Source organism: Streptomyces avidinii (assembly GCF_045161815.1).
Taxonomy (GTDB): domain Bacteria; phylum Actinomycetota; class Actinomycetes; order Streptomycetales; family Streptomycetaceae; genus Streptomyces; species Streptomyces avidinii.
Genome location: NZ_CP108863.1, coordinates 4,581,346 through 4,607,299, shown reverse-complemented (window position 1 = coordinate 4,607,299; position 25,954 = coordinate 4,581,346). Strand labels below are relative to the sequence as shown.

At 69.6% G+C, this 25,954-nt stretch carries 21 protein-coding genes; 12 read left to right on the top strand and 9 right to left on the bottom strand.

The window, feature by feature from the left end; all coding sequences use genetic code 11:
* The first annotated feature begins 82 nt into the window (after positions 1–82).
* From OG373_RS20555 to OG373_RS20545, 3 genes are read left to right on the top strand one after another with little or no spacing between them, the layout of a single operon-like run.
* Entirely contained in the window at positions 83–994 is a 912-nt protein-coding gene (locus tag OG373_RS20555; RefSeq protein ID WP_405439565.1) for a GNAT family N-acetyltransferase, read from the top strand.
* 24 nt (positions 995–1,018) lie between these two features.
* Entirely contained in the window at positions 1,019–1,471 is a 453-nt protein-coding gene (locus tag OG373_RS20550; protein WP_405444132.1) for a GNAT family N-acetyltransferase, read from the top strand.
* A gap of 57 nt (positions 1,472–1,528) precedes the next feature.
* Positions 1,529–2,698 carry a winged helix DNA-binding domain-containing protein gene (locus OG373_RS20545; protein ID WP_405439563.1) on the top strand — a complete coding sequence of 390 codons (1,170 nt, stop codon included), beginning with the start codon at positions 1,529–1,531 and terminating at the stop codon, positions 2,696–2,698.
* Positions 2,699–2,712: 14 nt separating this feature from the next.
* Here OG373_RS20545 and OG373_RS20540 read toward each other — a convergent pair whose 3' ends face one another.
* Complete coding sequence (locus tag OG373_RS20540) at positions 2,713–4,098, bottom strand: serine hydrolase domain-containing protein (protein ID WP_405439562.1); 1,386 nt, start codon at positions 4,096–4,098, stop codon at positions 2,713–2,715.
* Between the two features lie 9 nt (positions 4,099–4,107).
* Positions 4,108–5,574: a replicative DNA helicase gene (gene dnaB, locus OG373_RS20535; protein WP_030755420.1), complete on the bottom strand. Its 1,467-nt coding sequence runs from the start codon at positions 5,572–5,574 to the stop codon at positions 4,108–4,110.
* Positions 5,575–6,025: 451 nt separating this feature from the next.
* On the opposite strand from dnaB, the gene OG373_RS20530 reads away from it, so the two are divergent.
* On the top strand, positions 6,026–7,363 hold the full coding sequence (locus OG373_RS20530; RefSeq protein ID WP_405439560.1) for an MATE family efflux transporter: 1,338 nt from the start codon (positions 6,026–6,028) through the stop codon (positions 7,361–7,363).
* Positions 7,364–7,500: 137 nt separating this feature from the next.
* Here OG373_RS20530 and rplI read toward each other — a convergent pair whose 3' ends face one another.
* From rplI to rpsF, 4 genes are all read right to left on the bottom strand, one after another.
* Positions 7,501–7,947: a 50S ribosomal protein L9 gene (gene rplI, locus OG373_RS20525; RefSeq protein ID WP_405439559.1), complete on the bottom strand. Its 447-nt coding sequence runs from the start codon at positions 7,945–7,947 to the stop codon at positions 7,501–7,503.
* 18 nt (positions 7,948–7,965) lie between these two features.
* On the bottom strand, positions 7,966–8,202 hold the full coding sequence (rpsR, locus tag OG373_RS20520; RefSeq protein ID WP_005315025.1) for a 30S ribosomal protein S18: 237 nt from the start codon (positions 8,200–8,202) through the stop codon (positions 7,966–7,968).
* A 43-nt stretch (positions 8,203–8,245) separates the two neighbouring features.
* Positions 8,246–8,842, bottom strand: coding sequence for a single-stranded DNA-binding protein (locus OG373_RS20515; protein ID WP_053167464.1), 597 nt, complete (start codon positions 8,840–8,842; stop codon positions 8,246–8,248).
* Between the two features lie 72 nt (positions 8,843–8,914).
* Positions 8,915–9,205, bottom strand: a complete 291-nt coding sequence (gene rpsF, locus OG373_RS20510; protein WP_004950685.1) for a 30S ribosomal protein S6 — start codon at positions 9,203–9,205, stop codon at positions 8,915–8,917.
* Positions 9,206–9,455: 250 nt separating this feature from the next.
* Here rpsF and OG373_RS20505 point away from each other — a divergent pair, with 250 nt between their 5' ends.
* From OG373_RS20505 to OG373_RS20495, 3 genes are all read left to right on the top strand, one after another.
* Complete coding sequence (locus OG373_RS20505) at positions 9,456–9,758, top strand: hypothetical protein (protein WP_361765415.1); 303 nt, start codon at positions 9,456–9,458, stop codon at positions 9,756–9,758.
* Between the two features lie 142 nt (positions 9,759–9,900).
* Positions 9,901–11,019 (top strand): peptidoglycan bridge formation glycyltransferase FemA/FemB family protein, encoded by a 1,119-nt coding sequence (locus OG373_RS20500; protein WP_030383942.1) that lies wholly within the window; start codon positions 9,901–9,903, stop codon positions 11,017–11,019.
* Between the two features lie 79 nt (positions 11,020–11,098).
* Positions 11,099–12,130 (top strand): alanine racemase, encoded by a 1,032-nt coding sequence (locus OG373_RS20495; protein WP_405439556.1) that lies wholly within the window; start codon positions 11,099–11,101, stop codon positions 12,128–12,130.
* A gap of 10 nt (positions 12,131–12,140) precedes the next feature.
* Here OG373_RS20495 and OG373_RS20490 read toward each other — a convergent pair whose 3' ends face one another.
* Both OG373_RS20490 and OG373_RS20485 read right to left on the bottom strand, forming a co-directional pair.
* Positions 12,141–13,601 carry a glycosyltransferase family 87 protein gene (locus OG373_RS20490; RefSeq protein ID WP_405439554.1) on the bottom strand — a complete coding sequence of 487 codons (1,461 nt, stop codon included), beginning with the start codon at positions 13,599–13,601 and terminating at the stop codon, positions 12,141–12,143.
* A gap of 94 nt (positions 13,602–13,695) precedes the next feature.
* Positions 13,696–16,290, bottom strand: a complete 2,595-nt coding sequence (locus OG373_RS20485; RefSeq protein WP_405439552.1) for a transglycosylase domain-containing protein — start codon at positions 16,288–16,290, stop codon at positions 13,696–13,698.
* 276 nt (positions 16,291–16,566) lie between these two features.
* Here OG373_RS20485 and OG373_RS20480 point away from each other — a divergent pair, with 276 nt between their 5' ends.
* From OG373_RS20480 to OG373_RS20470, 3 genes are all read left to right on the top strand, one after another.
* Complete coding sequence (locus tag OG373_RS20480; RefSeq protein ID WP_030383938.1) at positions 16,567–17,169, top strand: PadR family transcriptional regulator; 603 nt, start codon at positions 16,567–16,569, stop codon at positions 17,167–17,169.
* Positions 17,170–17,218: 49 nt separating this feature from the next.
* Positions 17,219–18,301 carry an inositol-3-phosphate synthase gene (locus OG373_RS20475; protein ID WP_405439550.1) on the top strand — a complete coding sequence of 361 codons (1,083 nt, stop codon included), beginning with the start codon at positions 17,219–17,221 and terminating at the stop codon, positions 18,299–18,301.
* 104 nt (positions 18,302–18,405) lie between these two features.
* Entirely contained in the window at positions 18,406–19,674 is a 1,269-nt protein-coding gene (locus OG373_RS20470) for an MFS transporter (protein WP_405439548.1), read from the top strand.
* A 64-nt stretch (positions 19,675–19,738) separates the two neighbouring features.
* Here the strand turns inward: OG373_RS20470 and OG373_RS20465 are convergent, their stop codons facing one another.
* On the bottom strand, positions 19,739–21,205 hold the full coding sequence (locus OG373_RS20465; RefSeq protein ID WP_405439546.1) for a CCA tRNA nucleotidyltransferase: 1,467 nt from the start codon (positions 21,203–21,205) through the stop codon (positions 19,739–19,741).
* Between the two features lie 186 nt (positions 21,206–21,391).
* Here OG373_RS20465 and OG373_RS20460 point away from each other — a divergent pair, with 186 nt between their 5' ends.
* Complete coding sequence (locus OG373_RS20460) at positions 21,392–23,656, top strand: DUF6049 family protein (RefSeq protein ID WP_405439544.1); 2,265 nt, start codon at positions 21,392–21,394, stop codon at positions 23,654–23,656.
* A 46-nt stretch (positions 23,657–23,702) separates the two neighbouring features.
* Positions 23,703–25,877 (top strand): murein biosynthesis integral membrane protein MurJ, encoded by a 2,175-nt coding sequence (murJ, locus tag OG373_RS20455; RefSeq protein WP_405439542.1) that lies wholly within the window; start codon positions 23,703–23,705, stop codon positions 25,875–25,877.
* Positions 25,878–25,954 lie beyond the last annotated feature (77 nt).

The following is a 25,954-nucleotide window of genomic DNA, read 5'->3' as shown; positions in this document are numbered from 1 at the left end:
GGCCTGAGGCGGCGCATCCGATGTTTCACGTGAAACATCGGCCGGAACATCCACTCCAAATCCTCTGGACGACTCCCGGTCCATGATCCAGTCTGGGCCGGTGACACCACCACACATCACCGATCTACCGATCCGGGCGCTGACCGTGGACGATCTCCACTGCTGCGCCGACCTGTCCGAAGATCGCGGATGGCTCCGCGAGGACCACAAGTGGCGTCTGCTCCTCGCCGCCGGAACCGGCTACGGCGTCGACGCCCCGGACGGCAGGGGGCTCGCGGCCTCCTGTGTCGTCACCCGGTACGGCACCACGCATGCCGGACCGGAGCTCGCCGCCATCGGGATGGTCCTCGTGGCCGACCGCTTCGCCCGCCAGGGCCTGGGTCGCCGTCTGATGACCCACGTCTGCAACGACGTACTCAAGGGTGTCCCCCTCACCCTGCACGCCACCCCGTACGGTCGCCCCCTCTACGAGGAACTCGGCTTCGAGACGACCGGACGCGCCGAGATGTTGATGGGGGCCTTCCGGCACGAGGACACCCCCGGCGCGTACGGCACCGTCCGGGTCCGGCCGGCCAATGCCGAGGACCTCCCCCGCATCCTGCGTCTGGACGCGGAGATCTTCGGCAGCGACCGTACGCACATGATCACCAGGCTCCCGGCCTTCGCCGACCGTCTGGTCGTCGCCGAGGACACCTCCGGAAACAGCGAGCTCACCGGCTATGCGGCGGCCTGGCCCAATCTGGACACCCAGGTCATCGGCCCACTGATCGCCCAGGACACTGCGACCGCCCAGTCCCTGGTCACCGCGCTCGCCCGGGGCACTGACCGGGTGCTGCGCACCGACGTCGACGTACGGCACGAGGAACTCCTCGCCTGGCTCAAGGACCGCGGACTGGCCTCCGTGGCCTTCAACACCGTCATGACCCGGGACATCCCCGGCCTGCCCGGCGACTGGACCCGCCGTTGGGCACCGCTCACCGTGGCCGCGGGCTGAGAGGAGCACGCGATCGTGACCGACATTCCCGAGCTGACGATCCGGCCCGCCACCGCGGCCGATGTGCCCGCAATCGTCGCCATGCTGGCCGACGACCCGCTCGGCGCCACCCGCGAGTCCCCGGACGACCTCGCCCCGTACCTCGCGGCCCTGAAGCGCCTCACCGACGATCCGAACCAGCACCTGGTCGTCGCCGTCCGCGCCGACCGTGTCGTGGGCACCCTCCAGCTGACGATCGTCCCGGGACTCTCCCGGAAGGGAGCCACCCGCTCCATCATCGAGGGCGTCCGCGTACACGCCGAGGAGCGCGGCAGCGGCCTGGGCACCCGGTTCATCGAATGGGCCGTCGAGAAGTCCCGTAGCGAGAACTGCTCGCTCGTGCAGCTGACTTCGGACGTGACCCGGACCGACGCCCACCGCTTCTACGAACGGCTCGGGTTCACCGCCTCGCACGTCGGGTTCAAGCTCCAGCTCTGACCGGCCGTTCTGGCAAGCCGGGCCGCCGTGTCGGCGGCCCGGCCTACGATCGGGAGGATGAGTCTCCCTCTCGTCACCACCGCCGAGCGACGCCACCGGCTCGGCCGACGCCACCGCCTCGCTCCGTCGGCCCGCGCATCGACAGTGGCGGAGGCTGCGGACTCCGTCGTCGCCCTGCACGCCACGGATGCCGCGACGGTCTTCCTCTCGGCCCGGGCCCGGCTCACCGAAGGCGGCCCGGACCTGATCGAGCGGGCGCTCTACGAGGACGTAAGCCTGGTGCGCCTGCTCAGCATGCGCAACACGCTCTTCGCCGTCTCCGCCGAACTCGCCCCGCACGTGGACTCCTCCACCGCCCGCGCGATCGCCGTGAAGGAACGCCGTACCCTCCTCAAGCACCTCGACGAGGACGGACAGGGGCTCGACGCCGCGTGGCTGGCCCGGGCCGAGACCGCCGCACTCGACGCCCTCGACTCCCACGGGCCCTCCACCGGGAGCCAGTTGTCCGCGGCCGTACCCGCCCTGCGGCAGAAGATCACCATCGGTCGCGGCAAGAGGTACGAGGCCGAGCAGGGGGTCGCGACCCGGGTCATCCGGCTGCTCGCCGCCGACGGCCGGATCCGCCGCGACCGACCGCGCGGCTCCTGGACCTCCAGTCAGTACCGCTGGGTCCACACCGAGCCCTGGCCCGCCCTGCCCGTCGCCGAGTCCCGTGCGGAGATCGCCCGCCGCTGGCTCCGCGCCTACGGACCCGCCACCGAGGCCGACCTCAAATGGTGGACCGGCTGGACCCTCACGGACGCCCGCAAGGCCCTCGCCGCCGTGGGACCCGACCAGGTCCGCCTCGAGGACGGCACCACCGCCCTCGTCAGCCCCGGGGACACCGCACCCGAACCCGCCCCCGAGCCCTGGGCCGCCCTGCTGCCCGGCCTCGACCCCACCGCCATGGGCTGGGCCGACCGCGGCTTCCACCTCGACCCCGCCCACCGCAGTGCCCTGTTCGACTACGCCGGCAACATCGGCCCCACCGTGTGGTGGAACGGCGAGATCGTCGGCGGCTGGGCACAGCGCCCCGACGGCGAAATCGTCTGGCGGCTGCTGGCCGCCCCCGGCCGCGCCGCCGAACGGGCGATCACCGCCGAGGCCGCCCGGCTTGCCGTATGGGTCGGCGCCGCCCGGATCACCCCGCGCTTCCGCACCCCGCTGGAGCGTGAACTCGTCGCCTGAACCCGCCCGGGCCGTCAGCCGATGCCCCGCCAGCCCTGCGGGTCCACCCCGCCGGGCACCGGGGCGTCGGCATCGTAGGGCTCCCGGGTGAACACGAAGGACGCCAGGTCGAGATGGCTCACCGAGCCGTCCTCACGGCGCACCGCGCGGAGCGTCTCACCGGCGTAGTAGCCGGAGAGCCCGGTCCAGGTGCCGTCCGGCTCGGCCCGGAAGCGAGCCGTGCGCCCGGTCCCGCCCACCGGGCCCAGTTCCAGCAGTCCGTCCGCCCCGAGGCGCACCACCTGGGCCGAAGTGCCCCAGTACCAGGGGCCGCACACCTCCAGCGGCACCTGGTCCGACTCCAGGAACGGCCGCCAGGGCCGCGGGAAGCGCGGCTCGGCATCCGCCACGATGCCCACGAGATCCGCGGCCACCGCCGAGGCCGGCAGCCCCGAGGTGCAGTTCGCCAGCACAACGGCCGCCACGTCGTCGCCCTCGCTCAGCCACAGGCCCGCGACGAAGCCGGGCAGCGATCCGCTGTGCCCCACGAGCCTGCGGGTGCCGATGGCCATCAGCTGCATGCCCAGCCCGTAGCCCATCTCGGCGAGGCCGGGCTCCGGGGGAGCGGCCGCCGTGCGCATCTCCCGTACGGACTCGGCGCACAGGACCCGCTCGTCACCCCGCAGGAGGAAGTCGGCGAACCGCGCCAGGTCCCGCGTCGTGGACCACAGACGGCCGGCCGCGGCCATGATCCCCAGGTCCTCCAGCGGCTCGGGCATCATCACGTCCGCCCAGGGATGAACCGCCCAGCCGCCCGCGTGCGGGGCCTGCGGCAGCCCGCTCGTACGCTCCAGCCCCAGGGGTTCCAGCACCTCGGCCCGCAGCGCCTCTTCCCAGGGCCTTCCGCGTACCGCCTCGACCAGCGAACCCAGCAGGGTGTAACCGGGGTTGGAGTAGTGGTGCCTGCTGCCCGGCGTGAGCCTGAACGGCTCCTCCCCCAGCACGTCGGCCAGTTGGGGCCGCTGCTCACCGGGGGTGCGCTCCCACCACTCGCCGGGCGTCTCTGCCGCCAACCCCCCTGTGTGGGAAAGCAGTTGGGCGATGGTCACCCGGCCGGCACCGGTGCCCGGCAGGTGCTTCTCCAGGGGGTCCGTGAGCGAGAGCAGGCCCTCGTCCCGCAGCCTCATCACGAGGACCGCCGTGAACGTCTTGGTGATCGACCCGATCCGGTACTGGACGTCGCCGTCCGGACCGTGCCCCTCGACCGAGGTCCGGGAGCCCTCCCAGACCACCTCACCGCCGCGCAGGACGGCCGCCACCACGGACGGCGCCCGCCCTTCGCTCTGCGCGACGGCGATCCTGTGCCGCAGTGCGCGTCGTGTGGAAGGGAGAAGTTCCAGGTCCTCAGCAAGCTCATCCATGATCGGATGCTACGTGTTGGCCATGTCCACGAAGCGTGAATAGTGGCCCTGGAAGGCCACCGTGATCGTGGCTGTGGGGCCGTTACGGTGCTTCGCAACGATCAGGTCCGCCTCACCGGCGCGGGGAGACTCCTTCTCGTACGCGTCCTCGCGGTGCAGCAGGATCACCATGTCCGCGTCCTGCTCGATCGAGCCCGATTCACGCAGGTCGGAGACCATGGGCTTCTTGTCGGTGCGCTGCTCCGGACCACGGTTCAGCTGGGAGAGCGCGATCACGGGCACCTCCAGCTCCTTCGCCAGCAGCTTGAGGTTTCGCGACATGTCCGAGACTTCCTGCTGACGGCTCTCGGGGCGGCGCGAGCCGCCCGACTGCATCAGCTGGAGGTAGTCGATGACCACGAGCGAAAGGTCGTTGCGCTGCTTGAGCCGACGGCACTTGGCCCGGATCTCCATCATCGACAGGTTGGGGGAGTCGTCGATGTAGAGCGGCGCGGCCGAGACGTCCGGCATCCGGCGGGCCAGCCGGGTCCAGTCGTCGTCCGTCATCGTGCCCGAGCGCATGTGGTGGAGCGCCACCCGGGCCTCCGCCGAGAGCAGGCGCATGGCGATCTCGTTGCGCCCCATTTCGAGGGAGAAGATCACGCTCGGCAGGTTGCTCTTGATGGAGCAGGCCCGGGCGAAGTCCAGGGCGAGCGTGGACTTACCCATGGCGGGACGGGCGGCGATGACGATCATCTGGCCCGGGTGCAGACCGTTGGTCAGCGAGTCCAGGTCGGTGAAGCCGGTGGGAACGCCCGACATCTGGCCGCTGCGGGAGCCGATCGCCTCGATCTCGTCGAGGGCGCCCTCCATGATGTCGCCGAGCGGCAGGTAGTCCTCGGAGGTCCGCTGCTCGGTGACGGCGTAGATCTCGGCCTGGGCGCTGTTGACGATCTCGTCGACATCACCGTCGGCCGCGTAGCCCATCTGCGTGATCTTCGTACCGGCCGCGACCAGGCGGCGCAGGACGGCCCGCTCGTGGACGATCTCCGCGTAGTACTCGGCGTTGGCCGCGGTCGGCACGGACTGGACCAGGGTGTGCAGGTACGAGGCCCCGCCCACCTTGCTGATCTCGCCGCGCCGGGTCAGCTCGGCGCCGACGGTGATCGGGTCGGCCGGTTCGCCCTTGGCATACAGGTCGAGGATGGCCTGGTAGATCGTCTCGTGCGAGGGCCGGTAGAAGTCGTGGCCCTTGAGGACCTCGACGACGTCCGCGATGGCGTCCTTCGAGAGCAGCATGCCGCCGAGCACCGACTGCTCGGCGTCGAGGTCCTGAGGAGGGACGCGCTCGAAGCCGCCACCCCCGCCGGAGTCCCAGGAGCCGCCCTCGCGGCCCCGGTCGTGCTGTTCGTCCCCGCGGCCGCGGCCTTCGCTGTTACGGCGCGAACGGGCGGGCAGACGGTCACCCGGACCGCTGTCGGCCCAGGGGTCGTCCATGGGCTCGGGCATGCTCACCGGGCCGCCTCCTCCCGTCCGCAACGCGGACCTCGCCGTGTCACTCTTTCTACGACACGGCTCTGACATATGGGGCACCCGAATCCGCCGTCGGCGAGTCGGGCAACGAACCACGGTAGGCCCGGGAGCGGCGTCAGCCAATCTTGTTATCCACAGGGTGTGTGGATGACATGTGGATGACGGCGCCAATGCTGTGGGTAAGTCGCCGGAAGCTGTGCACGGACCGGGGGACGACGCTGTGGACAAAATCACCCGCGGCCCTTCTGCACCCATCTGACCTGCGCTTTCCTTCTCCCGGGACAGTAGTGGAAAAAATTCTTGGCCACTGTCTCGAGATCGCCTCCAACGAGGTGCGCAGAACGCCCCGGTCAGCGCGCACGTAAGGATCCAAGAGTGGTTGCATCCATTACCTGTGGAAGATTAGATTGAGCGCATGACACAGGCCCTCGCAGCACCCAAGGCGGGGCCGGGACGGCACGACCGAGAGATCTTCACGCTCGCCCTCCCCGCCTTCGGTGCCCTCGTCGCCGAGCCCCTCTTCGTGATGGCCGACAGTGCCATCGTGGGGCACCTCGGCACCCCCCAGCTGGCCGGCCTCGGCATCGCCGCCGCGGTGCTCACCACCGCGGTGAGCGTCTTCGTCTTCCTCGCCTACGCCACCACCGCGGCCGTTTCCCGCCGCGTCGGCGCGGGAGATCTCCAGGGGGCCATCCGGCAGGGGATCGACGGCATCTGGCTCGCCCTTCTGCTGGGCACGGCGGTCGTCGCCGTGGTGCTGCCCGCGGCCCCCTCGCTGATATCGCTCTTCGGGGCGTCCGACACCGTCGCGCCCTACGCGCTGACCTATCTGCGGATCTCCGCCCTCGGCATTCCGGCCATGCTCATGGTGCTGGCCGCCACGGGAGTCATCCGCGGCCTCCAGGACACCCGTACGCCGCTCTACGTTGCCATCGGCGGCTTCGCCCTCAACGCGGGCCTGAACGTCGCCCTCGTCTACGGGGCGGGCCTCGGGATCGCCGGATCCGCCTGGGGCACGGTCCTCGCCCAGTGCGCCATGGCCGCCGCCTACCTGTTCGTGGTCGTACGAGGAGCCCGGCGGCACGGTGCCTCGCTGCGCCCCGACGCCGCGGGGATCCGGGCCTGCGCCCAGGCCGGCGCGCCCCTGCTGGTGCGCACCCTTTCGCTGCGCGCCATCCTGCTGATCGCGACCGCCGTGGCCGCCCGGCTCGGCGACGCCGACATCGCCGCCCATCAGATCCTGCTCTCGCTGTGGAGCCTGCTCGCCTTCGCGCTGGACGCCATCGCGATCGCCGGACAGGCGATCATCGGCCGCTACCTCGGTGCGGCCGATACCGAGGGTGCCAAGGCGGTCTGCCGCCGCATGGTGCAGTGGGGAATCGCCACGGGCGTCGTACTCGGGCTGCTGGTCGTCCTGGCCCGCCCGGTGTTCATCCCGCTGTTCACCAGCGATCCGGCGGTCGAGGCGGCGTTGCTCCCCGGTCTGCTGGTCGTGGCCCTCTCCCAGCCCGTCGCCGGCATCGTCTTCGTGCTCGACGGCGTCCTCATGGGTGCGGGGGACGGTCGCTACCTGGCCCGGGCAATGCTCCTGACGCTTGCCGTGTTCGCCCCGGCCGCACTGCTCGTGCCGGTACTCGGCGGCGGCCTGACGGCGCTCTGGTGGGCCATGACGCTGATGATGGTGGTCCGGATGGTCACCCTCCGACTGCGCGCCGGCTCGGGACACTGGCTGGTCACGGGGGCCACCCGCTAGGGCGTCCGGGCGGGGCGTGGTCCAGGTTGTGTTTCACGTGAAACATCCAGGAGCCGGTCCCGGTGTTTCACGTGAAACACCGCCGACAACGACGAAGGGCCGCACCCCGGTGGGGTGCGGCCCTTCGTGCGCAGCCCTTAGGCGGCGACGACCTCGATGCCCACGTTCGCGGCCACGTCGGCGTGCAGACGCACGGAGACCTGGTACGAACCGAGGGTCTTGATCGGGGAGCCGAGCTCGACGCGACGCTTGTCGACCTTCGGGCCGCCCGAGGACTCGATCGCCGTGGCGATGTCGGCCGGGGTCACGGAACCGAAGAGACGACCGGCGTCACCCGCGCGGGTGGCCAGACGGACCTTCACACCCTCGAGCTTGGCCTTGACCTCGTTGGCCTGCTCGATGGTCGAGATCTCGTGGATCTTGCGGGCGCGGCGGATCTGCGCCACGTCCTTCTCGCCACCCTTGGTCCAGCGGATCGCGAAACCACGCGGGACCAGGTAGTTGCGAGCGTAACCGTCCTTGACGTCGACGACATCGCCGGCGGCACCGAGGCCAGAAACCTCGTGGGTCAGGATGATCTTCATTAGTCGGTCACCCTTTCCTTATCGCGCGGTGGACGTGTAGGGCAGCAGCGCCATCTCACGGCTGTTCTTGACGGCCGTGGCGACGTCACGCTGGTGTTGCGTGCAGTTGCCGGTAACGCGGCGGGCACGGATCTTGCCACGGTCGGAAATGAACTTCCGCAGCATGTTCGTGTCCTTGTAGTCCACGTACGCGGTCTTGTCCTTGCAGAATGCGCAGACCTTCTTCTTAGGCTTGCGCACAGGCGGCTTCGCCATTGTGTCTCTCCTGTGTGATCAAGAAGTGGGGATGCGAGCTGCCCTAGAAGGGCGGCTCGTCCGAGTAGCCACCGCCGGAGCCGCCGGAGCTTCCGCCCCAACCGCCCCCGCCGCCGCCCTGCTGCTGGCCACCGGCCGGCGCGCTGGACGCCCACGGGTCGTCGGAGGGAGCTCCGCCGCCCTGCTGCGGCTGGCCACCGGGGGCTCCGCCCCAGTTGCCACCGCCGCCGCCCTGCTGCTGACCGCCGCCGCCGTATCCACCCTGGCCACCGCGACCGGTGGTCTTGGTGACCTTGGCCGTGGCGTTCTTCAGGCTGGGGCCGACTTCCTCGACGTCCAGCTCGTAGACCGTGCGCTTGACACCCTCACGGTCCTCGTACGACCGCTGCCTCAGCCGGCCCTGCACGATGACGCGCATGCCTCGCTGAAGGGACTCGGCGACGTTCTCCGCCGCCTGCCGCCACACCGAGCAGGTCAGGAACAGGCTCTCGCCGTCCTTCCACTCATTGGTCTGACGGTCGAAGGTGCGGGGGGTGGACGCGACACGGAACTTCGCGACCGCCGCACCCGAGGGGGTGAAGCGCAGCTCGGGGTCGTCGACGAGATTGCCGACGACCGTGATGACGGTCTCGCCTGCCATGGATGAACCTCTCGGCGGGGATTGCTGCTGGGCTGCTGTGCTACTCGATCCCGATTACCGCTGAACCGAAGTTCAGTGGGTCTCGGGGCGAAGGACCTTGGTCCGGAGAACCGACTCGTTCAGGTTCATCTGTCGGTCAAGCTCCTTGACGACCGCAGGCTCGGCCTGAAGGTCGATGACCGAGTAGATGCCCTCGGGCTTCTTCTTGATCTCGTAAGCGAGACGACGACGGCCCCAGGTGTCGACCTTCTCGACCTTTCCGTTGCCCTCACGGACGACAGAAAGGAAGTTCTCGATCAGCGGGGAGACAGCGCGCTCCTCGAGATCGGGGTCGAGGATGACCATCACTTCGTAGTGACGCATGTGGAACCCACCTCCTTTGGACTCAGCGGCCACGGTCGTTCCGTGGCAGGAGGGTCGTGATGCGTAAGCACGGCGTCCGCAGAGCAGACACCGCGCAGCTGTACAGACTACCTGCTCACGTCCTTCCGGTTGAAATCCGGCGGGAGAGGGCCACAATCTGTATCCATCGGGTGTGCTCGGTGCTATGCCCTCGGCCCCTTGCCGGAGGCAGCCCGCAGCACCGCCAGCTTCAGCCAGGAGGTGCCTTCCGATGGCACAGGCAATGCGGCCCCCTCAGATCTCCCTGCTCTCCACCGACGGCAAGCCCCACCCGCTGCAGGACACCCTGATGGCGGTCACTCTGACCCTCGGCGCCGTGGCGTTCGTCACGGCCTTCTTCCACAACCTGCACCTGATCAGCTCGTGGGCAGGGCTGATCGGAATCCTGACCGGCGCGTACGGACAGTTCGTCTCCGTCACGACACGCGAGCGCTTCGCGCTGATCCTCGGCCTTGGTGCGTCTGCCATCGGCTTCTACCTCGGCATGTTCCACGGCGGCCTCTTCGGGGGCTGACCGGGCCGAGCGGGACACCTCCGCGGCAGGGCGCCGGCCGTGCACCGGCCCGGGCCCTCGGCCCGTCCCCCAGAAGGGTGGCGCCCTTGTCGCAGTAGGCTTCGCGCCATAGCCAGCGAAGCCGCCGGAGGAGACGCCCCGCATGAGCCTGTCCCTGAGGACCATCAGCCGAGAGCAGCATCTGGGTTACCTCCAGAGCCTGCCCTCGGCGAGCCACTGCCAGGTCCCGGCGTGGGCCGACGTGAAGAACGAGTGGCGTTCCGAGAACCTCGGATGGTTCAACGAGTCCGACGAACTCGTCGGAGCGGCCCTCGTGTTGTACCGGCAACTGCCCAAGGTGAAGCGGTACCTCGCATACCTGCCCGAGGGCCCGGTCATCAACTGGTACGCCCCGAACCTGGAGGAGTGGCTCCAGCCGATGCTGGCCCACCTCAAGCAGCAGGGCGCCTTCACCGTGAAGATGGGCCCGCCCGTCGTCATCCGCCGCTGGAACTCGACCGCCATCAAGGCCGGCATCCAGGACCCGAACGTGAAGCGCCTGCGCGACGTGGAGGCCTCCGTCATCGAGCCCCGCGCTTTCGAGGTGTCGGACAAGCTGCGCCGCATGGGCTGGCAGCAGGCCGAGGACGGCGGCGCCGGCTTCGGTGACGTCCAGCCCCGCTACGTCTTCCAGGTACCGCTGGCCAACCGCTCCCTGGACGATGTCCTCAAGGGCTTCAACCAGCTGTGGCGCCGCAACATCAAGAAGGCCGAGAAGGCCGGCGTCGAGGTCGTCCAGGGCGGCTACGACGACCTGCCGACCTGGCAGCACCTGTACGAGATCACGGCCGAACGCGACAAGTTCCGCCCGCGTCCGCTCAGCTATTTCCAGCGCCAGTGGACGGCCCTCAACTCCGAGGACCCCAACCGGATGCGCCTCTACATCGCCACGCACGAGGGAGAGCCGCTGGCCGCCGCCACGATGCTCACCGTCGGCCAGCACGTCTGGTACTCGTACGGCGCCTCGGCCAACCACAAGCGCGAGGTCCGCCCCTCGAACGCGATGCAGTGGCGCATGCTGCGCGACTCGTACGCCCTCGGCGCAAGCGTCTACGACCTGCGCGGCATCTCTGACACGCTGGACGAGAACGACCACTTGTTCGGTCTGATCCAGTTCAAGGTCGGTACCGGCGGCGAGGCCGTGGAGTACGTCGGCGAGTGGGACTTCCCGCTCAACAAGGTGCTGCACAAGGCCCTCGACATCTACATGTCGCGTCGCTGATCCGGCAGCACCCCGCCCCACACACAGACAGACAGCACCGCTGCACCACGCAGCTTCTCAGGAGAGGTTCCGGACGGGCATGGCGCTCACGCTCTACGTCGACACCGCGCGCTGGCGTGCGCACCAGAAGCAGATCCAGGACCGATTCCCCGGACTGATCCCGGTCTGCAAGGGCAACGGCTACGGCTTCGGCCACGAGCGGCTCTGCGAGGAGGCGACCCGCATGGGCGCCGACATCCTGGCCGTGGGCACGACGTACGAGGCCGCCAGCATCAAGGACTGGTTCGGCGGCGACCTGCTCGTCCTCACCCCGTTCCGGCGGGGCGAGGACCCGGTGCCGCTGCCCGACCGGGTCATCCGCTCGGTCGCCTCGCTGGACGGGGTGCGGGGTCTGGTGGGGGCCCGGGTGGTCATCGAGTGCATGAGTTCGATGCGCCGCCACGGAATCTCCGAGCAGGACCTCGGCCAGCTGCACGCCGCGATCGAGGACGTCCGCCTGGAGGGCTTCGCCCTGCACCTGCCGCTGGACCGCCCGGACGGCTCGGACGCCGTCGAGGAGGTCATCGGCTGGATGGACCGGCTGCGCGCGGCCCGGCTGCCGCTGCACACCATGTTCGTCAGCCACCTGCGGGCCGAGGAACTCGCCCGGCTGCAGCAGCAGTTCCCGCAGACCCGCTTCCGGGCGCGCATCGGCACCCGGCTGTGGCTGGGCGACCACGAGGCCACCGAGTACCGCGGCGCGGTCCTCGACGTCACGCGCGTGGCCAAGGGCGACCGGTTCGGCTACCGCCAGCAGAAGGCCGCCTCCGACGGCTGGCTGGTCGTGGTCGCCGGCGGTACCTCGCACGGCGTGGGACTGGAGGCCCCCAAGGCGCTCCACGGTGTGATGCCGCGCGCCAAGGGTGTCGCCCGGGCCGGTCTGGCCACGGTCAACCGGAACCTTTCGCCCTTCGTGTGGGCGGGCAAGCAGCGCTGGTTCGCGGAGCCGCCGCACATGCAGGTGTCGATCCTGTTCGTGCCGTCGGACGCGCCCGAGCCGAAGGTCGGCGACGAGCTGGTGGCCCACCTGCGCCACACCACCACGCAGTTCGACCGGGTGCTCGACGCCTGAGTCCGACCGGTCAGTCCTGGGAGCTCGTGCCCCAGGCGACCCGCTGTTCCTCCGAGGGCGTCGCGTACCGCGGCGCCCTCGCCGCGTCCGACAGCACGAACACGTCGTCGGCCTCGTCCAGGACGCCGCCGGAGGGGTCGTCCGCGCCGTCCCGCCGTACGACGTCCCGCTCGGGCATCAGGATGTCCCGGACGATGACCGCGCACAGGTACAGGGTGGTCAGCAGGTGGGCGGCGATCGCCAGCTGGTAGCCCTCCACGGGCAGACCCTGGTGCTTGTCACCGCTGGACGTGTAGGCCAGGTAGAACCAGATCCCGAGGAAGTAGACGACCTCGCCCGCCTGCCAGATCAGGAAGTCCCGCCAGCGCGGCCGGGCCAGTGCGGCGAGCGGAATGAGCCACAGCACGTACTGCGGCGAGTAGACCTTGTTGCAGAGGATGAAGACGGCGACGACGAGGAAGGCCAGCTGTGCGAACCGGGGGCGCCGCGGGGCGGTCAGGGTGAGCAGTCCGACAGCCCCGCAGAGCAGGAGCGTCAGCCCGGTCGCGTACGTGTTGGCGCCGTCCAGGGGGTTGCCCGAGCGCTGGGAGATCAGCAGCCACACCGAGCCGAAGTCGATCGGCCGTTCCTGGCTGAAGGTGTAGAACTTCTTCCAGCCGTCCCAGGCGAAGAGCATGACGGGCAGGTTCACCACGAGCCAGGCCCCGACCGCGCCGAGCACGGCGGCGCCGAAGGCGCGCCACTTCCCGGCCCGCCAGCAGAGCACGAACAGCGCTCCGAGGAGCAGCACCGGGTAGAGCTTGGCGGCGGTGGCGAGCCCGATGAGGACGCCGAAGAGGAGAGTCCTGCCGCGGGCCCACATGAGCATCCCTGCGGCGGTCAGGGCGATGGCCAGCAGGTCCCAGTTGATCGTCGCCGTCAGGGCGAAGGCGGGCGCCAGGGCGAAGAGCAGGGCGTCCCAGGGGCGGCTGCGGTGGGTGCGGGCGACGCAGACGGCGATGACGGCCGCGCAGGCCATCAGCATGCCGGCATTGACCATCCAGTACATCTGCTCGCGGTGCTGCATGGAGCCGCTGCCGGGGGTCAGCCAGGAGGCGATCTCCATGAAGAGCCCGGTGAGGACCGGGTACTCCAGGTACTCCATGTCGCCGGGCAGCCGGTCGAAGTAGGGGGTCAGGTTGTCGGCGAACCCGCGGACCGCGTACAGGTGCGGGATGTCGGAGTAGCAGGCGTGGGTGTACTGGGAGCCGGCTCCCCGGAACCACGCCCAGTCGTAGCAGGGCAGCTTCTGGACCATGCCGAGCGCGAACATGCCGATGGCGATGAGGGCCACGACGCGGACCGGGCCCAGCCAGTGGCCGCCGAGCCTGGCGTAGCGGCCCAGGGGGCCGCCGATGAGCTCACTCCCGGCTGCGGCGACCTCGTCCTGCTGCGTGGGCAGTACGGGGCGGTCCTCGTGCACCTTGGTCATGGGGCTCATCCTGCCGTACCGGGCCGGACATGGGGGAAGGCCGTCGCACGGAGGGTGCGACGGCCTTCCTCGGCTCACGGAGCGGCGGTGCGGGTCACTCCTCGCCGGAGTCGCTGATCCCGGTGGTGGTGCCGCCCGGGCGGCCCGGGCGGCCCGACGGGGACGGGGACGGCGATCCACTGGATCCGCCGGTGGTACCGGTGATGGTCCCGGTGGTGGTGCCGGTGTCCGTGCCTCCGTTGGTGGTCCCTCGCGTGGTCTCCGGGTCGCAGTACAGCTCCCACGGCCGGCAGGACGGCTTGCCGCCCTTGGACGGGGAGGGGGACGGCGGCGGGGAGCTCGGCGGGATCGTCGACGGGGACGGCGACGACGGGGCGACGGCCGACGGCGAGGGGGAGGGGGCACCGGCGGAGTCGGCCGTGACGCCGAGGTCCTCGGCCTCCGGGAACTTCGAGACCGGGACGTCCTTGAGCGCCTCGCGCATGTACTCGGTCCAGATCACGGCCGGGATGTCACCACCGTGGATGGAGGGGATGTCACCCACGCCGTTCATGGAGATCAGCTTCTTGTCCGCCGAGTTGGGGTCGGTGCGGAAGAGGACGATCGAGGTGGACAGCTCCGGGGTGTAGCCGACGAACCACGCCGACTTGTTCTCGTCCGTGGTACCCGTCTTGCCGGCGGCCGGCCGGCCCAGCTTCTTGACCTTGGTCGCGGTGCCGTTCTGGACCACGTTCTGCAGGACCTCGGTGACGTTGTCCGCGATGGCGCTGTCCATCGCCCGCTGGTCCTTGGGCTTCTCGAAGCCGGACAGCGGCTGACCGTTCTTCACGACCTCGGTCACGGAGTACGGCTCGCGGTGCGTGCCGGAAGCGGCGAAGGTCGCGTACGAGTCGGCCATCCGGATGGCGCTGGGGGTCGAGGTGCCGAGGGCCCAGGAAGCGTCGGGGTTCGGGTTCATCGACTCCTCAAGGATGCCGGTGGACTTGGCCAGGGCCCTGACCTTGTCGTGACCGACATCGAAGACGAGCTGGGCGAACGGGACGTTGATGGACTTCTCCATCGCCTCGTTGAGGGTCACGTACCCGAAGGCGGTGGGGCTCTCGTTCTTCTGCTTGAAGGGCCTGCCCGAGGCGTCCCGCAGCGGCTTGCCCTCACGGTTGTTGATCACCGTGAGGTCGTTGGCCTGGTACTTGCTGTCGACCGAGATGCCCTTGCCCTTGGAGTTCTGGGTGCCGTACTCCATCGCCGCCGCCAGCACGTACGGCTTCCAGGTCGAGCCGACCGGGACACCGCTGGTGTTGGCGTTGTTGCTGAAGTACTTGTGGTCCCAGCCCGGGCCGCCGTACAGGGCGACGATGGCTCCGGTCTTCACGTCCACGGAGGCCCCGCCGAACTGCACGAAGGTGTCGGTCTCCGGGCGTTCCTTCTCGTTGATGAACCCGTTGCGGGTGTCCTCGACCGCCTTGACCAGGGCGTCCACCCGGGGCTTCTGGAAGGTGGTCCTGATCCGGTAGCCGCCCATGGCCATCTGCTCGGGGGTGATGTTCTTGGTCTTCATCACGTACGCCTTGGCCGTGTCGACCAGGTAGCCGATCTGGCCGGTCATGCCGCGGGCCGACTCCGACTCGGCGCGCGGGGGGAAGTCGGCGTCCGTGTACTTCGCCCGCTCGGCCTTGTCCATGCGGCCGACCTCGACCTCGCGGTCCAGCACCCAGGACCAGCGCTCCCGGGCCCGCTTCTCGTTGAGGGCGGGGGTGGCCGAGGCGCCGATGCCGCCGTCCGGGTTGTAGAGGTTGGGGCCCTTCAGCACGGCGGCGAGGAAGGCGCATTCGGCGGGGTTGAGGTCCTGGCTGTCCTTGCCGAAGTAGGCGCGGGACGCGGCCTGGATCCCGTAGGCGTCCCGGCCGTAGTAGGCGGTGTTCAGGTAGCCCGCGAGGACCTTGTCCTTCTCCTCGGACACGCCCAGCCTTATCGCGATGAAGAGCTCGGTGGCCTTCCGCTTGAGCGTCTGGTCGGAGTCCAGGTAGGTGTTCTTCACGTACTGCTGGGTGATGGTGGAGCCGCCCTGGGTGGAGCCGCCCGTGGCCATGTTCCACACGGCGCGGGTGATACCCATCGGGTCCACGCCCTTGTCCGTCTCGAAGGACTCGTTCTCCGCCGCGATCACGGCGTTCCTCATCGACGGGGGAATGCTGGAGATGGGCACGATCTGCCGGTTCATCGAACCGCCCGTCGCGACCATCTGGCTGCCGTCGGCCCAGTAGAAGACGTTGTTCTGTGCCTGGGCGGCCTTGTTCGGGTCGGGCGTGCTCACCATGGCGATGCCGATGCCGGCACCCGCGATGATCACCGCGAAGAAGCCCAGGGCGGTGCCGGATACGAACTTCCAGGACGGCACGAAGCGCTTCCAGCCGTCCCGGTCGGAGCGCGGGTAGTTGATGAGCCGGTTGTCCGGGCGCCTGGCGCCGCGCGCGGCGGTACCTCTGCCGCGGCCTGCGGTCCCTCTCTGGGCAGCCCGGCGGCCCTCGCCGCGGCCCTGGCCGGGCTGCGGCGAGTAGGGGCCGCTGTGCGACGCCGTGGCGACGTCACGTCCGGCCGGGCCCCTTCCGGGGCGCTGTTGGGTGGCGCGCCGGGCTGAGGCGCGGCCACCACCCTGGGGCTGCGGCGGTTTACGGCGGTGCTCGCTCATCGAACGACTACTCCTCGGGCAGGCGAGTGGCCTGGAAGCGGCAGATTAATTCCGGTCTCCCCCCGGTGTCATCGCCCACAGACTACGCACGCTCAAAACGCGCCCAGTGCCGAAGTTCACCCCAAATCAGGCAACCTGCCTGGTGCGAATCGGTGATGTGACACCGGTCACTACGTCTCCCCTTGTCGATCAGAGCGCCCCGTTCTATCGTCTGGATGTATCGAGTCGATACATCAGCTCGGTATAAAGACTCAGGGGCAGAGGAGAGGAAGGCGGATGAGCAGACGCTCAGGCATCCTCGAGTTCGCCGTCCTCGGCCTGCTTCGCGAATCCCCTATGCACGGCTACGAGCTGCGCAAGCGGCTCAATACCTCGCTGGGGGTGTTCCGAGCCTTCAGCTACGGGACGCTCTACCCCTGCCTCAAGACGCTGGTCGCCAACGGCTGGTTGATCGAAGAACCGGGCAACGCCCCGGAGGACGCTCTCGCCGCTTCACTCGCAGGGCGCCGCGCCAAGATCGTCTACCGGTTGACGGCCGCGGGTAAGGAGCACTTCGAGGAGCTCCTCTCCCACACGGGCCCCGACACCTGGGAGGACGAGTCCTTCGCCGCCCGCTTCGCCTTCTTCGGCCAGACCGAACGAGACGTGCGGATGCGGGTACTGGAGGGCCGCCGCAGCCGGCTGGAGGAGCGTCTGGAGAAGATGCGCGCCTCGATCGCCCGGACGCGGGAGCGCCTCGACGACTACACGCTCGAGCTGCAGCGGCACGGCATGGAGTCCGTGGAGCGCGAAGTGCGCTGGCTGAACGAGCTCATCGAGAGTGAGCGGGCGGGACGGGATCGGAGACGAACCGGTCCGTCCGACGAAACTGAAAAATGAGGCCTGCACCTCGCAGACCTCGTCCGAGAACAAACAGGGAGCAACCGGAATGGGTTCGGTTCGCGTAGCCATCGTTGGCGTAGGCAACTGCGCCGCCTCGCTGGTGCAGGGCGTCGAGTACTACAAGGACGCCGACCCGGCGGCCAAGGTCCCCGGTCTGATGCACGTCCAGTTCGGCGACTACCACGTGAGTGACATCGAGTTCGTCGCCGCGTTCGACGTCGACGCGAAGAAGGTCGGCCTCGACCTTTCGGACGCCATCGGCGCCAGCGAGAACAACACCATCAAGATCTGCGACGTCCCGAGCGCCGGTGTGACCGTTCAGCGCGGCCACACCTACGACGGCCTGGGCAAGTACTACCGCATGACGATCGAGGAGTCCGCCGAGGCTCCGGTCGACGTGGTCAAGGTCCTCAAGGACCGCGAGGTCGACGTCCTGATCTGCTACCTGCCGGTCGGCTCCGAGGACGCGGCGAAGTTCTACGCGCAGTGCGCCATCGACGCCAAGGTCGCCTTCGTCAACGCCCTCCCGGTCTTCATCGCCGGGACCAAGGAGTGGGCGGACAAGTTCACCGAGGCCGGTGTCCCGATCGTCGGCGACGACATCAAGTCGCAGGTCGGCGCCACCATCACGCACCGCGTGATGGCGAAGCTGTTCGAAGACCGCGGTGTCCGTCTTGAGCGCACCATGCAGCTCAACGTCGGCGGCAACATGGACTTCAAGAACATGCTCGAGCGCGACCGCCTCGAGTCGAAGAAGATCTCCAAGACGCAGGCCGTCACCTCGCAGATCCCCGACCGTGAGCTCGGCGAGAAGAACGTCCACATCGGCCCGTCCGACTACGTCGCGTGGCTCGACGACCGCAAGTGGGCCTACGTCCGCCTCGAGGGTCGCGCCTTCGGCGACGTCCCGCTGAACCTCGAGTACAAGCTCGAGGTGTGGGACTCCCCGAACTCGGCCGGTGTCATCATCGACGCCCTGCGCGCCGCGAAGATCGCGAAGGACCGCGGTATCGGTGGCCCGATCCTGTCGGCGTCCAGCTACTTCATGAAGTCCCCGCCGGTGCAGTACTTCGACGACGAGGCCCTGGTCAACGTCGAGAAGTTCATCAAGGGCGAGGTCGAGCGCTAACCGAACCCAAGGGTCTTACCGACACCTGGACTTCGGCTGTTCTTCCGCGGAGGGTCCCCGGGCAATGTGCCCGGGGACCCTCCGCGTATGTGACCCTTGCCCTCATGCCTGTCGTACGTGATCTGCGCGTACTCCTGCGCCTGAGGGATTTCCGCAACCTGCTTGCCGTACGGCTGCTCTCCCAGGCCGCGGACGGCGTCTACCAGGTCGCACTCGCCACCTACGTCGTCTTCTCCCCGGAGAAGCAGACCTCACCGGCGGCGATCGCCTCTGCCATGGCGGTACTGCTGCTGCCCTATTCGGTGATCGGCCCCTTCGCCGGGGTGCTGCTCGACCGCTGGCGCCGCCGCCAGGTCTTCCTCTACGGCAATCTCCTGCGGGCCTTCCTCGCCTGCATCACCGGGATGCTGATCGTCGCGCAGGTGCCCGACTGGCTCTTCTACGCCTCCGCGCTGTCCGTGACCGCCGTCAACCGCTTCGTACTGTCCGGGCTCGCCGCGTCGCTGCCCCGCGTCGTCGGGCACGATCAGCTGGTCACCGCGAACGCGCTCTCCCCCACCGCCGGGACCCTCGCGGCGGTGGCCGGCGGAGGGCTTGCCTTCCTCGTCCGGCTGCTGGCCTCCGACTCCAATGCCCTCGTCGTCCTGCTCGGAGCCGGGCTCTACCTCTTCGCGGCCCTCGTCTCCCTGCAGCTGGCCATCGGGCTCCTCGGGCCGGACCACCCAGCCGGCCAGGCCCACCCCTCGCTCACCGAAGGGGTCGCCCTCACCGTGCGGGGGATGGTCGAGGGCCTGCGGCACCTCGCCTCCAGGCGCGAGGCGGCCCGGGCGCTCGCCGCGATGACCATGATGCGGTTCTGCTACGGGGCCCTGTTCGTCATGCTGCTGATGCTCTGCCGCTACTCCTGGTCGGACAACGAGTCCGACGGGCTGGCCCTGCTGGGGGTCGCCGTCGGCGCCTCCGGGGCCGGGTTCTTCGCCGCCGCCGTGGTGACCCCCTGGGTCGTGGGCCGGCTGGGCCCCCTCGGCTGGATCACCGTCTGCTCCGCGGGCGCCGCGGTCCTGGTGCCTGCCCTCGGCCTGTTCTTCGCCCCGGCACCGATGCTGGTCGCCGCGTTCGTACTCGGTCTCGCCACCCAGGGCGCCAAGATCGCCACGGACACGGAGGTGCAGTCCCGGGTGGACGACGACTACCGCGGCCGTGTCTTCTCGGTCTACGACGTGCTGTTCAACGTGGCGTTCGTCGGTGCGGCGGCGGTGGCCTCCCTGATGCTCCCCACTGACGGGCGCTCCGTGATCCTGATCCTCATCGTGTCCGCGCTCTACGCCGCGACCGCGGTGCTGCTGGCCCGGCAGGAGCGACGTTTCACGTGAAACATCAGCTCTGACGAACGCGGGGGCGATGTTTCACGTGAAACATCGCCCCGGCGTTCGTGCCTCAGGCCTGAGTGGCCCACCACTCCTTCAGCGCGACGACAGCCGCATCGCGCTCCATCGGGCCGTTCTCCAGCCGCAGCTCCAGCAGGAACGCGTAGGCCTTCCCGATCACCGGGCCCGGGCCCACGTCGAGCACCTGCATGATCTCGTTGCCGTCCAGGTCGGGCCGGATCGCGTCCAGCTCCTCCTGCTCCTGCAGCTGCGCGATGCGCTCCTCCAGCCCGTCGTAGGTCCGGGACAGGGCATTGGCCTTGCGCTTGTTGCGCGTGGTGCAGTCGGACCGGGTCAGCTTGTGCAGGCGCTCCAGCAGCGGACCGGCGTCACGGACGTAGCGCCGCACCGCGGAGTCGGTCCACTCCCCGTCGCCGTAGCCGTGGAAGCGCAGGTGCAGCTCCACCAGCCGGGACACGTCCTTGATCATGTCGTTGCTGTACTTCAGAGCGATCAGCCGCTTCTTGGTCATCTTCGCTCCCACCACCTCGTGGTGGTGGAAGGAGACCCGGCCGTCGCTCTCGAAGCGGCGGGTGCGGGGCTTGCCGATGTCGTGCAGCAGGGCCGCGAGCCGCAGGACCAGGTCCGGACCGTCCTCCTCGAGCGCGATCGCCTGCTCCAGCACGATCAGCGAGTGGTCGTAGACGTCCTTGTGCCGGTGGTGTTCGTCACTCTCCAGCCGCAGCGCCGGCAGCTCGGGGAGCACCCGGTCGGCCAGCCCCGTGTCCACCAGCAGTCCCAGACCCTTGCGCGGGTGGGCGGACAGGATCAGCTTGTTCAGCTCCCCCTGAACGCGCTCCGCGGAAACGATCTCGATCCGCTCGGACATCGCCTTCATGGCCGCCACGACCTCCGGGGCGACCTCGAAGTCCAGCTGCGCGGCGAACCGCGCCGCGCGCAGCATCCGCAGCGGATCGTCGGAGAAGGAGTCCTCCGGCGTTCCGGGAGTGCGCAGCACGCCGGCGGCCAGGTCCTCCAGGCCGCCGTGCGGGTCGATGAACTGCTGCTCGGGCAGGGCCAGGGCCATGGCGTTGACCGTGAAGTCCCGGCGGACCAGGTCCTCGTCGATCGAGTCCCCGTAGGAGACCTCGGGCTTGCGCGACGTACGGTCGTAGGCCTCCGAGCGGTACGTCGTCACCTCGATCTGGAAGTTCCGTACGGCGTCCCCGACGCGGGCGTTCTTCTGCGCCCCGACGGTGCCGAAGGCGATACCGACGTCCCATACCGAGTCCGCCCACGGCCGGACGATCTTCAGAACGTCCTCGGGGCGGGCATCGGTGGTGAAGTCGAGATCGTTGCCGAGACGCCCCAGCAGCGCGTCGCGGACGGACCCACCGACCAGGGCGAGGCGGAAGCCCGCCTCCTGGAACCGGCGGCCGAGCTCGTCGGCGACAGGAGCGACCCGCAGCAGTTCACTGACCGCGCGGAGCTGCACCTGACTCAGGGCACTGGGGTTGTCTTCCTTGGCATTCGGCACAACAGAAAAGGGTACGTGCCCGGCCCACCGGGGGCCGCCCCGTTTTGCGGCCACCCCGGTACACGGCGACTCCGCTCCGGAGCCGATCATGTGGAGCAAGGCGCGGCACTCGCACACAGCGGGCCTCGTTACCATGCGTAGACGCACAAAAGACGACCACTGACACTTCGAGGGACGGGCTAGCGCGTGGCCGAGGCGGCAGACATCCAGGGGGCGTCCCCCGCTCCTGTCCGGCGCCGGTGGCTGCGGCGCGCGATCGTCCTGCTCGCCGGGACGCCCGTGCTGGCCGCGCTGATCTACTCTCCGGCGCCCCCGGCGGAGGCCGCGCAGGCCTCGTCCGTGGACGTCCAGCTGGTCTCCATGGCCCCCACGGCGCCGGTCAAGGGCGACACCCTCACCATCCACGGCACCGTGCTCAACACCGGCTCCGAGACGATCACCGACGCCCACGTCGGCCTGCGGGTCGGACCCGCGCTCGCGGACCGCTCGTCCATCGACGAGGCTGCGGAGCGGACCGGTTTCCGGGCCGGCGCCGACCCGGGCGAGATCGACCCGGCCTACGCGGTGAAGATCGCCTCCCTGCCGTCCAAGATCAGCCAGCAGTTCACGCTCACGATCCCGGTGAACAAGCTGGAGCTGGACAAGGACGGCGTCTACCCGCTCGGCGTCTCCCTGTCGGGGGTGACCGACAGCCGGCCGTCCGAGCAGGTCCTGGGTATCAAGCGGACCTTCCTGCCCTGGCAGCCCGAGGCCGCCGCCAAGCGCTCCCAGCTCACCTACGTCTGGCCGCTGATCTCCACCACCCGCGTGACGGCGGAGACGGGCTCCGACGAGCTCCAGACCCCCGTCTTCCTCGACGACTCCCTCGCCGACGAGCTCAGGTCGGGCGGACGGCTGGAGCAGATGGTCACCCTCGGCAAGGACCTGCCGATCACCTGGGTCATCGACCCCGACCTGCTCTACACGGTCGACGCGATGACCAAGGGCTACCGGGTCCGCACCCCGGGCGGCAAGCCCGTCCAGGGCAAGAACAAGGCCGTCGCCGAGCAGTGGCTGAGCTCACTCGAGGCCGCCGTCCAGGGCAAGAAGGTCGTCGCCCTCCCGTTCGCCGACCCCGACCTCGCCTCCCTCGCCCACCACGGCAAGGACGTCTCGGGCACCCTGGGCCAGCTGCGCCCGGCCACCGACAAGGCGAAGCAGGCCGTCGAGACGGTCCTGCACGTCCCGGTGTCCACCGACTTCTCCTGGCCCGTGGACGGCGCCATCGACCCCTCGATCGTCAATGTCGCCACCTCGGCAGGCGCCCACAACGTCCTCACCCGCAGTGACAGCCTCGTGGAGAGCGGCGCCCTCGGCTACACGCCCTCGGCCGCCCGGCCCATCGGCGCCGGCACCACCGCCGTCGTGGCGGACGCCGACCTGTCCACGGCCTTCCAGGGCGACATGCTGAACGCGGGGCCCTCCACGCTCGCCGTGCAGCGGTTCCTCGCCCACAGCCTCGCCCTGAACCTGCAGAAGACCGACGAGCAGCGAAGCGTCGTCGTCGCCCCGCAGCGGATGCCCAACGTCAGCCAGGTGCAGACGATGGCCGCGGCCGTACGCGGCCTCCAGGCGGGCCGCTGGACCCAGCCCGGGGACCTCGAGGCCGCGGCCGCCGCCAAGCCCGACCCGGGAGCCACCACCCAGGTGCCGGGCGCCGGTCAGTACCCCGAGGCCCTGCGCAAGCAGGAGCTGCCGGTGTCGGCCTTCGAGAAGATCCGCACCACGCAGAGCACCCTCGACCGCTTCAAGGTCATCCTCGCCGCGCCCGACCGCGTGGAGATCCCCTTCGGCAACACCACCAACCGGGAGATGTCCACGTCCTGGCGCGGGCGTCCGGACGAGGCCCGCCTCTACCGGGACCATGTGCAGGAGTACCTGATCGGTCTCACCGAGAAGGTCAAGGTCATCCCCAAGTCCGACGCCACCCTGTCCGGACACAGCGCCACCATCCCGGTCAGCGTGCAGAACAGCCTGGTCCAGGACGTCCACGGCCTCGTCCTGCGCGTGAAGTCCGCCAACCCGAGCCGCCTGATGTTCGGCGACAAGGGCCAGGCCGAGCAGCAGGTCACCGTGCAGGGCGACCACACCCAAACGGTCAAGTTCCCCGCCAACGCCACGGCGAGCGGCCCCGTCGAGGTCACGGCGCAGCTGTACACCAAGGACGGCATCCCCTACGGCAAGGAACGCCGGTTCACCGTCGAGGCCACCGAGATCACGCCCACCGTCATGCTCGTGATCGCCGGCGGTGTGCTCCTCCTGGTCCTGGCAGGCATCAAGATGTACGCCAGCCGCAAGCGCGTCGCGGCACGCGCGGCCGCCGAGGAGAGCACGCAGCCGAGTGACGAGTCCCCGGACACCGGACCGCAAAGCGCGGACGGGTCCGGCACGAGTGAGACAGTGAACCGTTGATTGACGCCGTGGCCGGTCGGCCTGGGGACGATGAGGTGGGGTTTCGATGAACGCGCCGTACGACGGTGACCGCGCGCAGGGCACTGGTGGGCCTGCGCCCTCCCAGGGCACTGCCCCGGGCACCCCGGTGCCCGGGCAGGTTCCCGTGCCTGCGCCCGCGCCGGACCGTGACCCATACGTCCAGGACGCCTACGCCCACGACCCGTACCGGTCCCAGGACCTGTCGGCCCAGGATCCCGTCGCCGAGGTGCTCTACGACCGGTCCGCCCACCCGCCGCCGCCGCCCGGTACCTACCAGGAGCCCGGCCCGCTCTACGCGGCACCGTCGGCGCCCTCGTACGCACCCGACCCGCACGTCTGGGCCCAGACCCCGCCGCCCGAGCCGGACGGCCCCTCGCGCCACCTGCCGTACGGCGACCACGCCACCACCACCCAGTTCGTCGGAGTGGACGCCCTCGTCACCGGCGCCGCGGACGAGCAGCCCGAGCCGGACGCGTTCGCGCATCTGTACCGGGACCAGGAGGCGGCCCCCCGCACTCCCGCCGAGGACGCCCCCGTGGCCGCGCCGGCGCCGGGCAAACCCGCCGGACGCGCCTCCAGCCTCCTGAAGTCCAGTGCGCTGATGGCCGCGGGCACGATCGTCTCCCGCATCACCGGCTTCCTGCGGACCCTGGTCATCGCCGGTGCCATCGGTGTCGGCACGTTCAACGACACGTACCAGATCGCCAACACCCTGCCCACGATGATCTACGTGCTGGTCGGCGGCGGCGCCCTCAACGCCGTCTTCATCCCGCAGCTGGTCCGGGCCATGAAGAACGACAGCGACGGGGGCCAGGCGTACGCCAACCGGCTGCTGACCCTCGTCGTGGTGCTGTTGGCGGGCATCACCACCATCTGTGTCCTGGCCGCACCGGTGTTCATCACGATGATGTCGCCGAAGATCGCCTCCGACCCCCAGCAGATGGAAGTCGCGGTCGCCTTCGCCCGCTACTGCCTGCCCACCATGTTCTTCATGGGCATCCACGTGGTCCTGGGTCAGATCCTCAACGCCCGCGGCCGCTTCGGCGCCATGATGTGGACCCCGGTCCTCAACAACATCGTCGTCATCGCCACCTTCGGCGCCTTCATCTGGGCCTTCGGCGGCTTCACCACCTCCGGTGTGAACGCCACCACGGTCACCGCGGAAGGCGTGCGCCTGCTGGGCCTGGGCACCCTGCTCGGCCTCACCGTCCAGGCCCTGGCGATGCTGCCGTACCTGCGCGACGCGGGCTTCAAGCCGCGCCTGCGCTTCGACTGGCGGGGCCACGGCCTCGGCAAGGCCGCCCGCCTGGCCAAGTGGACGTTCTTCTTCGTCCTCGCCAACCAGGTCGGCCTGGTCGTCGTCACCCAGCTCGCCACCTGGGCCGGGTCCGTCGCCGAGAAGCAGGGCCACCCCGGTACCGGCATCACCGCCTACAACTACGCACTGCTGCTGTGGCAGATGCCGCAGGCGATCATCACCGTCTCCGTCATGACGGCGGTCCTGCCCCGCATCTCCCGCTCCGCGCACGACGGCGACGCCGCGGCGGTCCGCGACGACATCTCCTACGGGCTGCGCACCTCGGCCGTCGCGATCGTGCCCTGCGCCTTCGCGTTCCTCGCCCTCGGTGTCCCGATGGCCACCCTGCTGTACGCCGGCTCGGGTTCGGGCGCGCAGAACATCGGCTACATCCTGATGGCCTTCGGCCTCGGCCTGATCCCGTACTCCATCCAGTACGTCGTCCTGCGCGGCTTCTACGCCTACGAGGACACCCGCACGCCCTTCTACAACACCGTCATCGTCGCCGCCGTCAACGCGGCGGTCTCCGCGGTGTCGTTCTTCGTGCTCCCCGCCCGGTGGGCGGTGGTCGGCATGGCCGCCGCCTACGGCCTCGGCTACGCCGTCGGCGTCGGCGTGGCCTGGCGCCGCCTGCGCACCCGGCTCGGCGGCGACCTCGACGGCGCGCACGTGATGCGCACCTATGCCCGCCTCACCGGCGCCTGCGTCCCGGCCGCCGCCGTGGCCGGCGCGGCCGCCTACGGGGTCACCCAGTGGCTCGGCAGCGGAGTCACCGGCTCCGCCGCCGCCCTCCTCGCCGGCGGAATCGCTCTGGCCGCGGTGTTCCTCATCGCCGCCAAGCGCATGCGGATCGAAGAGCTCAACGCGATGGTCGGAATGGTCCGCGGACGTTTGGGGCGCTGATGCGCACAACCGTCGCCCCCTTTCGTGTGTCGTGCTTAGCGTCGGACTGTGGGCACAATTGGCATGGCTTCGCAGAC

Coding starts and splice junctions, on each gene's coding strand:
- OG373_RS20500 (WP_030383942.1), top strand. CDS start 9,901: ATGAGCCTGTCCCTGAGGACCATCAGCCGAGAGCAGCATCTGGGTTAC.
- rpsR (WP_005315025.1), bottom strand. CDS start 8,202: ATGGCGAAGCCGCCTGTGCGCAAGCCTAAGAAGAAGGTCTGCGCATTC.
- OG373_RS20485 (WP_405439552.1), bottom strand. CDS start 16,290: ATGAGCGAGCACCGCCGTAAACCGCCGCAGCCCCAGGGTGGTGGCCGC.
- OG373_RS20555 (WP_405439565.1), top strand. CDS start 83: ATGATCCAGTCTGGGCCGGTGACACCACCACACATCACCGATCTACCG.
- OG373_RS20470 (WP_405439548.1), top strand. CDS start 18,406: ATGCCTGTCGTACGTGATCTGCGCGTACTCCTGCGCCTGAGGGATTTC.
- OG373_RS20545 (WP_405439563.1), top strand. CDS start 1,529: ATGAGTCTCCCTCTCGTCACCACCGCCGAGCGACGCCACCGGCTCGGC.
- OG373_RS20505 (WP_361765415.1), top strand. CDS start 9,456: ATGGCACAGGCAATGCGGCCCCCTCAGATCTCCCTGCTCTCCACCGAC.
- murJ (WP_405439542.1), top strand. CDS start 23,703: ATGAACGCGCCGTACGACGGTGACCGCGCGCAGGGCACTGGTGGGCCT.
- OG373_RS20495 (WP_405439556.1), top strand. CDS start 11,099: ATGGCGCTCACGCTCTACGTCGACACCGCGCGCTGGCGTGCGCACCAG.
- OG373_RS20530 (WP_405439560.1), top strand. CDS start 6,026: ATGACACAGGCCCTCGCAGCACCCAAGGCGGGGCCGGGACGGCACGAC.
- rplI (WP_405439559.1), bottom strand. CDS start 7,947: ATGAAGATCATCCTGACCCACGAGGTTTCTGGCCTCGGTGCCGCCGGC.
- rpsF (WP_004950685.1), bottom strand. CDS start 9,205: ATGCGTCACTACGAAGTGATGGTCATCCTCGACCCCGATCTCGAGGAG.
- OG373_RS20475 (WP_405439550.1), top strand. CDS start 17,219: ATGGGTTCGGTTCGCGTAGCCATCGTTGGCGTAGGCAACTGCGCCGCC.
- dnaB (WP_030755420.1), bottom strand. CDS start 5,574: ATGGACGACCCCTGGGCCGACAGCGGTCCGGGTGACCGTCTGCCCGCC.
- OG373_RS20490 (WP_405439554.1), bottom strand. CDS start 13,601: ATGACCAAGGTGCACGAGGACCGCCCCGTACTGCCCACGCAGCAGGAC.
- OG373_RS20540 (WP_405439562.1), bottom strand. CDS start 4,098: ATGGATGAGCTTGCTGAGGACCTGGAACTTCTCCCTTCCACACGACGC.
- OG373_RS20480 (WP_030383938.1), top strand. CDS start 16,567: ATGAGCAGACGCTCAGGCATCCTCGAGTTCGCCGTCCTCGGCCTGCTT.
- OG373_RS20515 (WP_053167464.1), bottom strand. CDS start 8,842: ATGGCAGGCGAGACCGTCATCACGGTCGTCGGCAATCTCGTCGACGAC.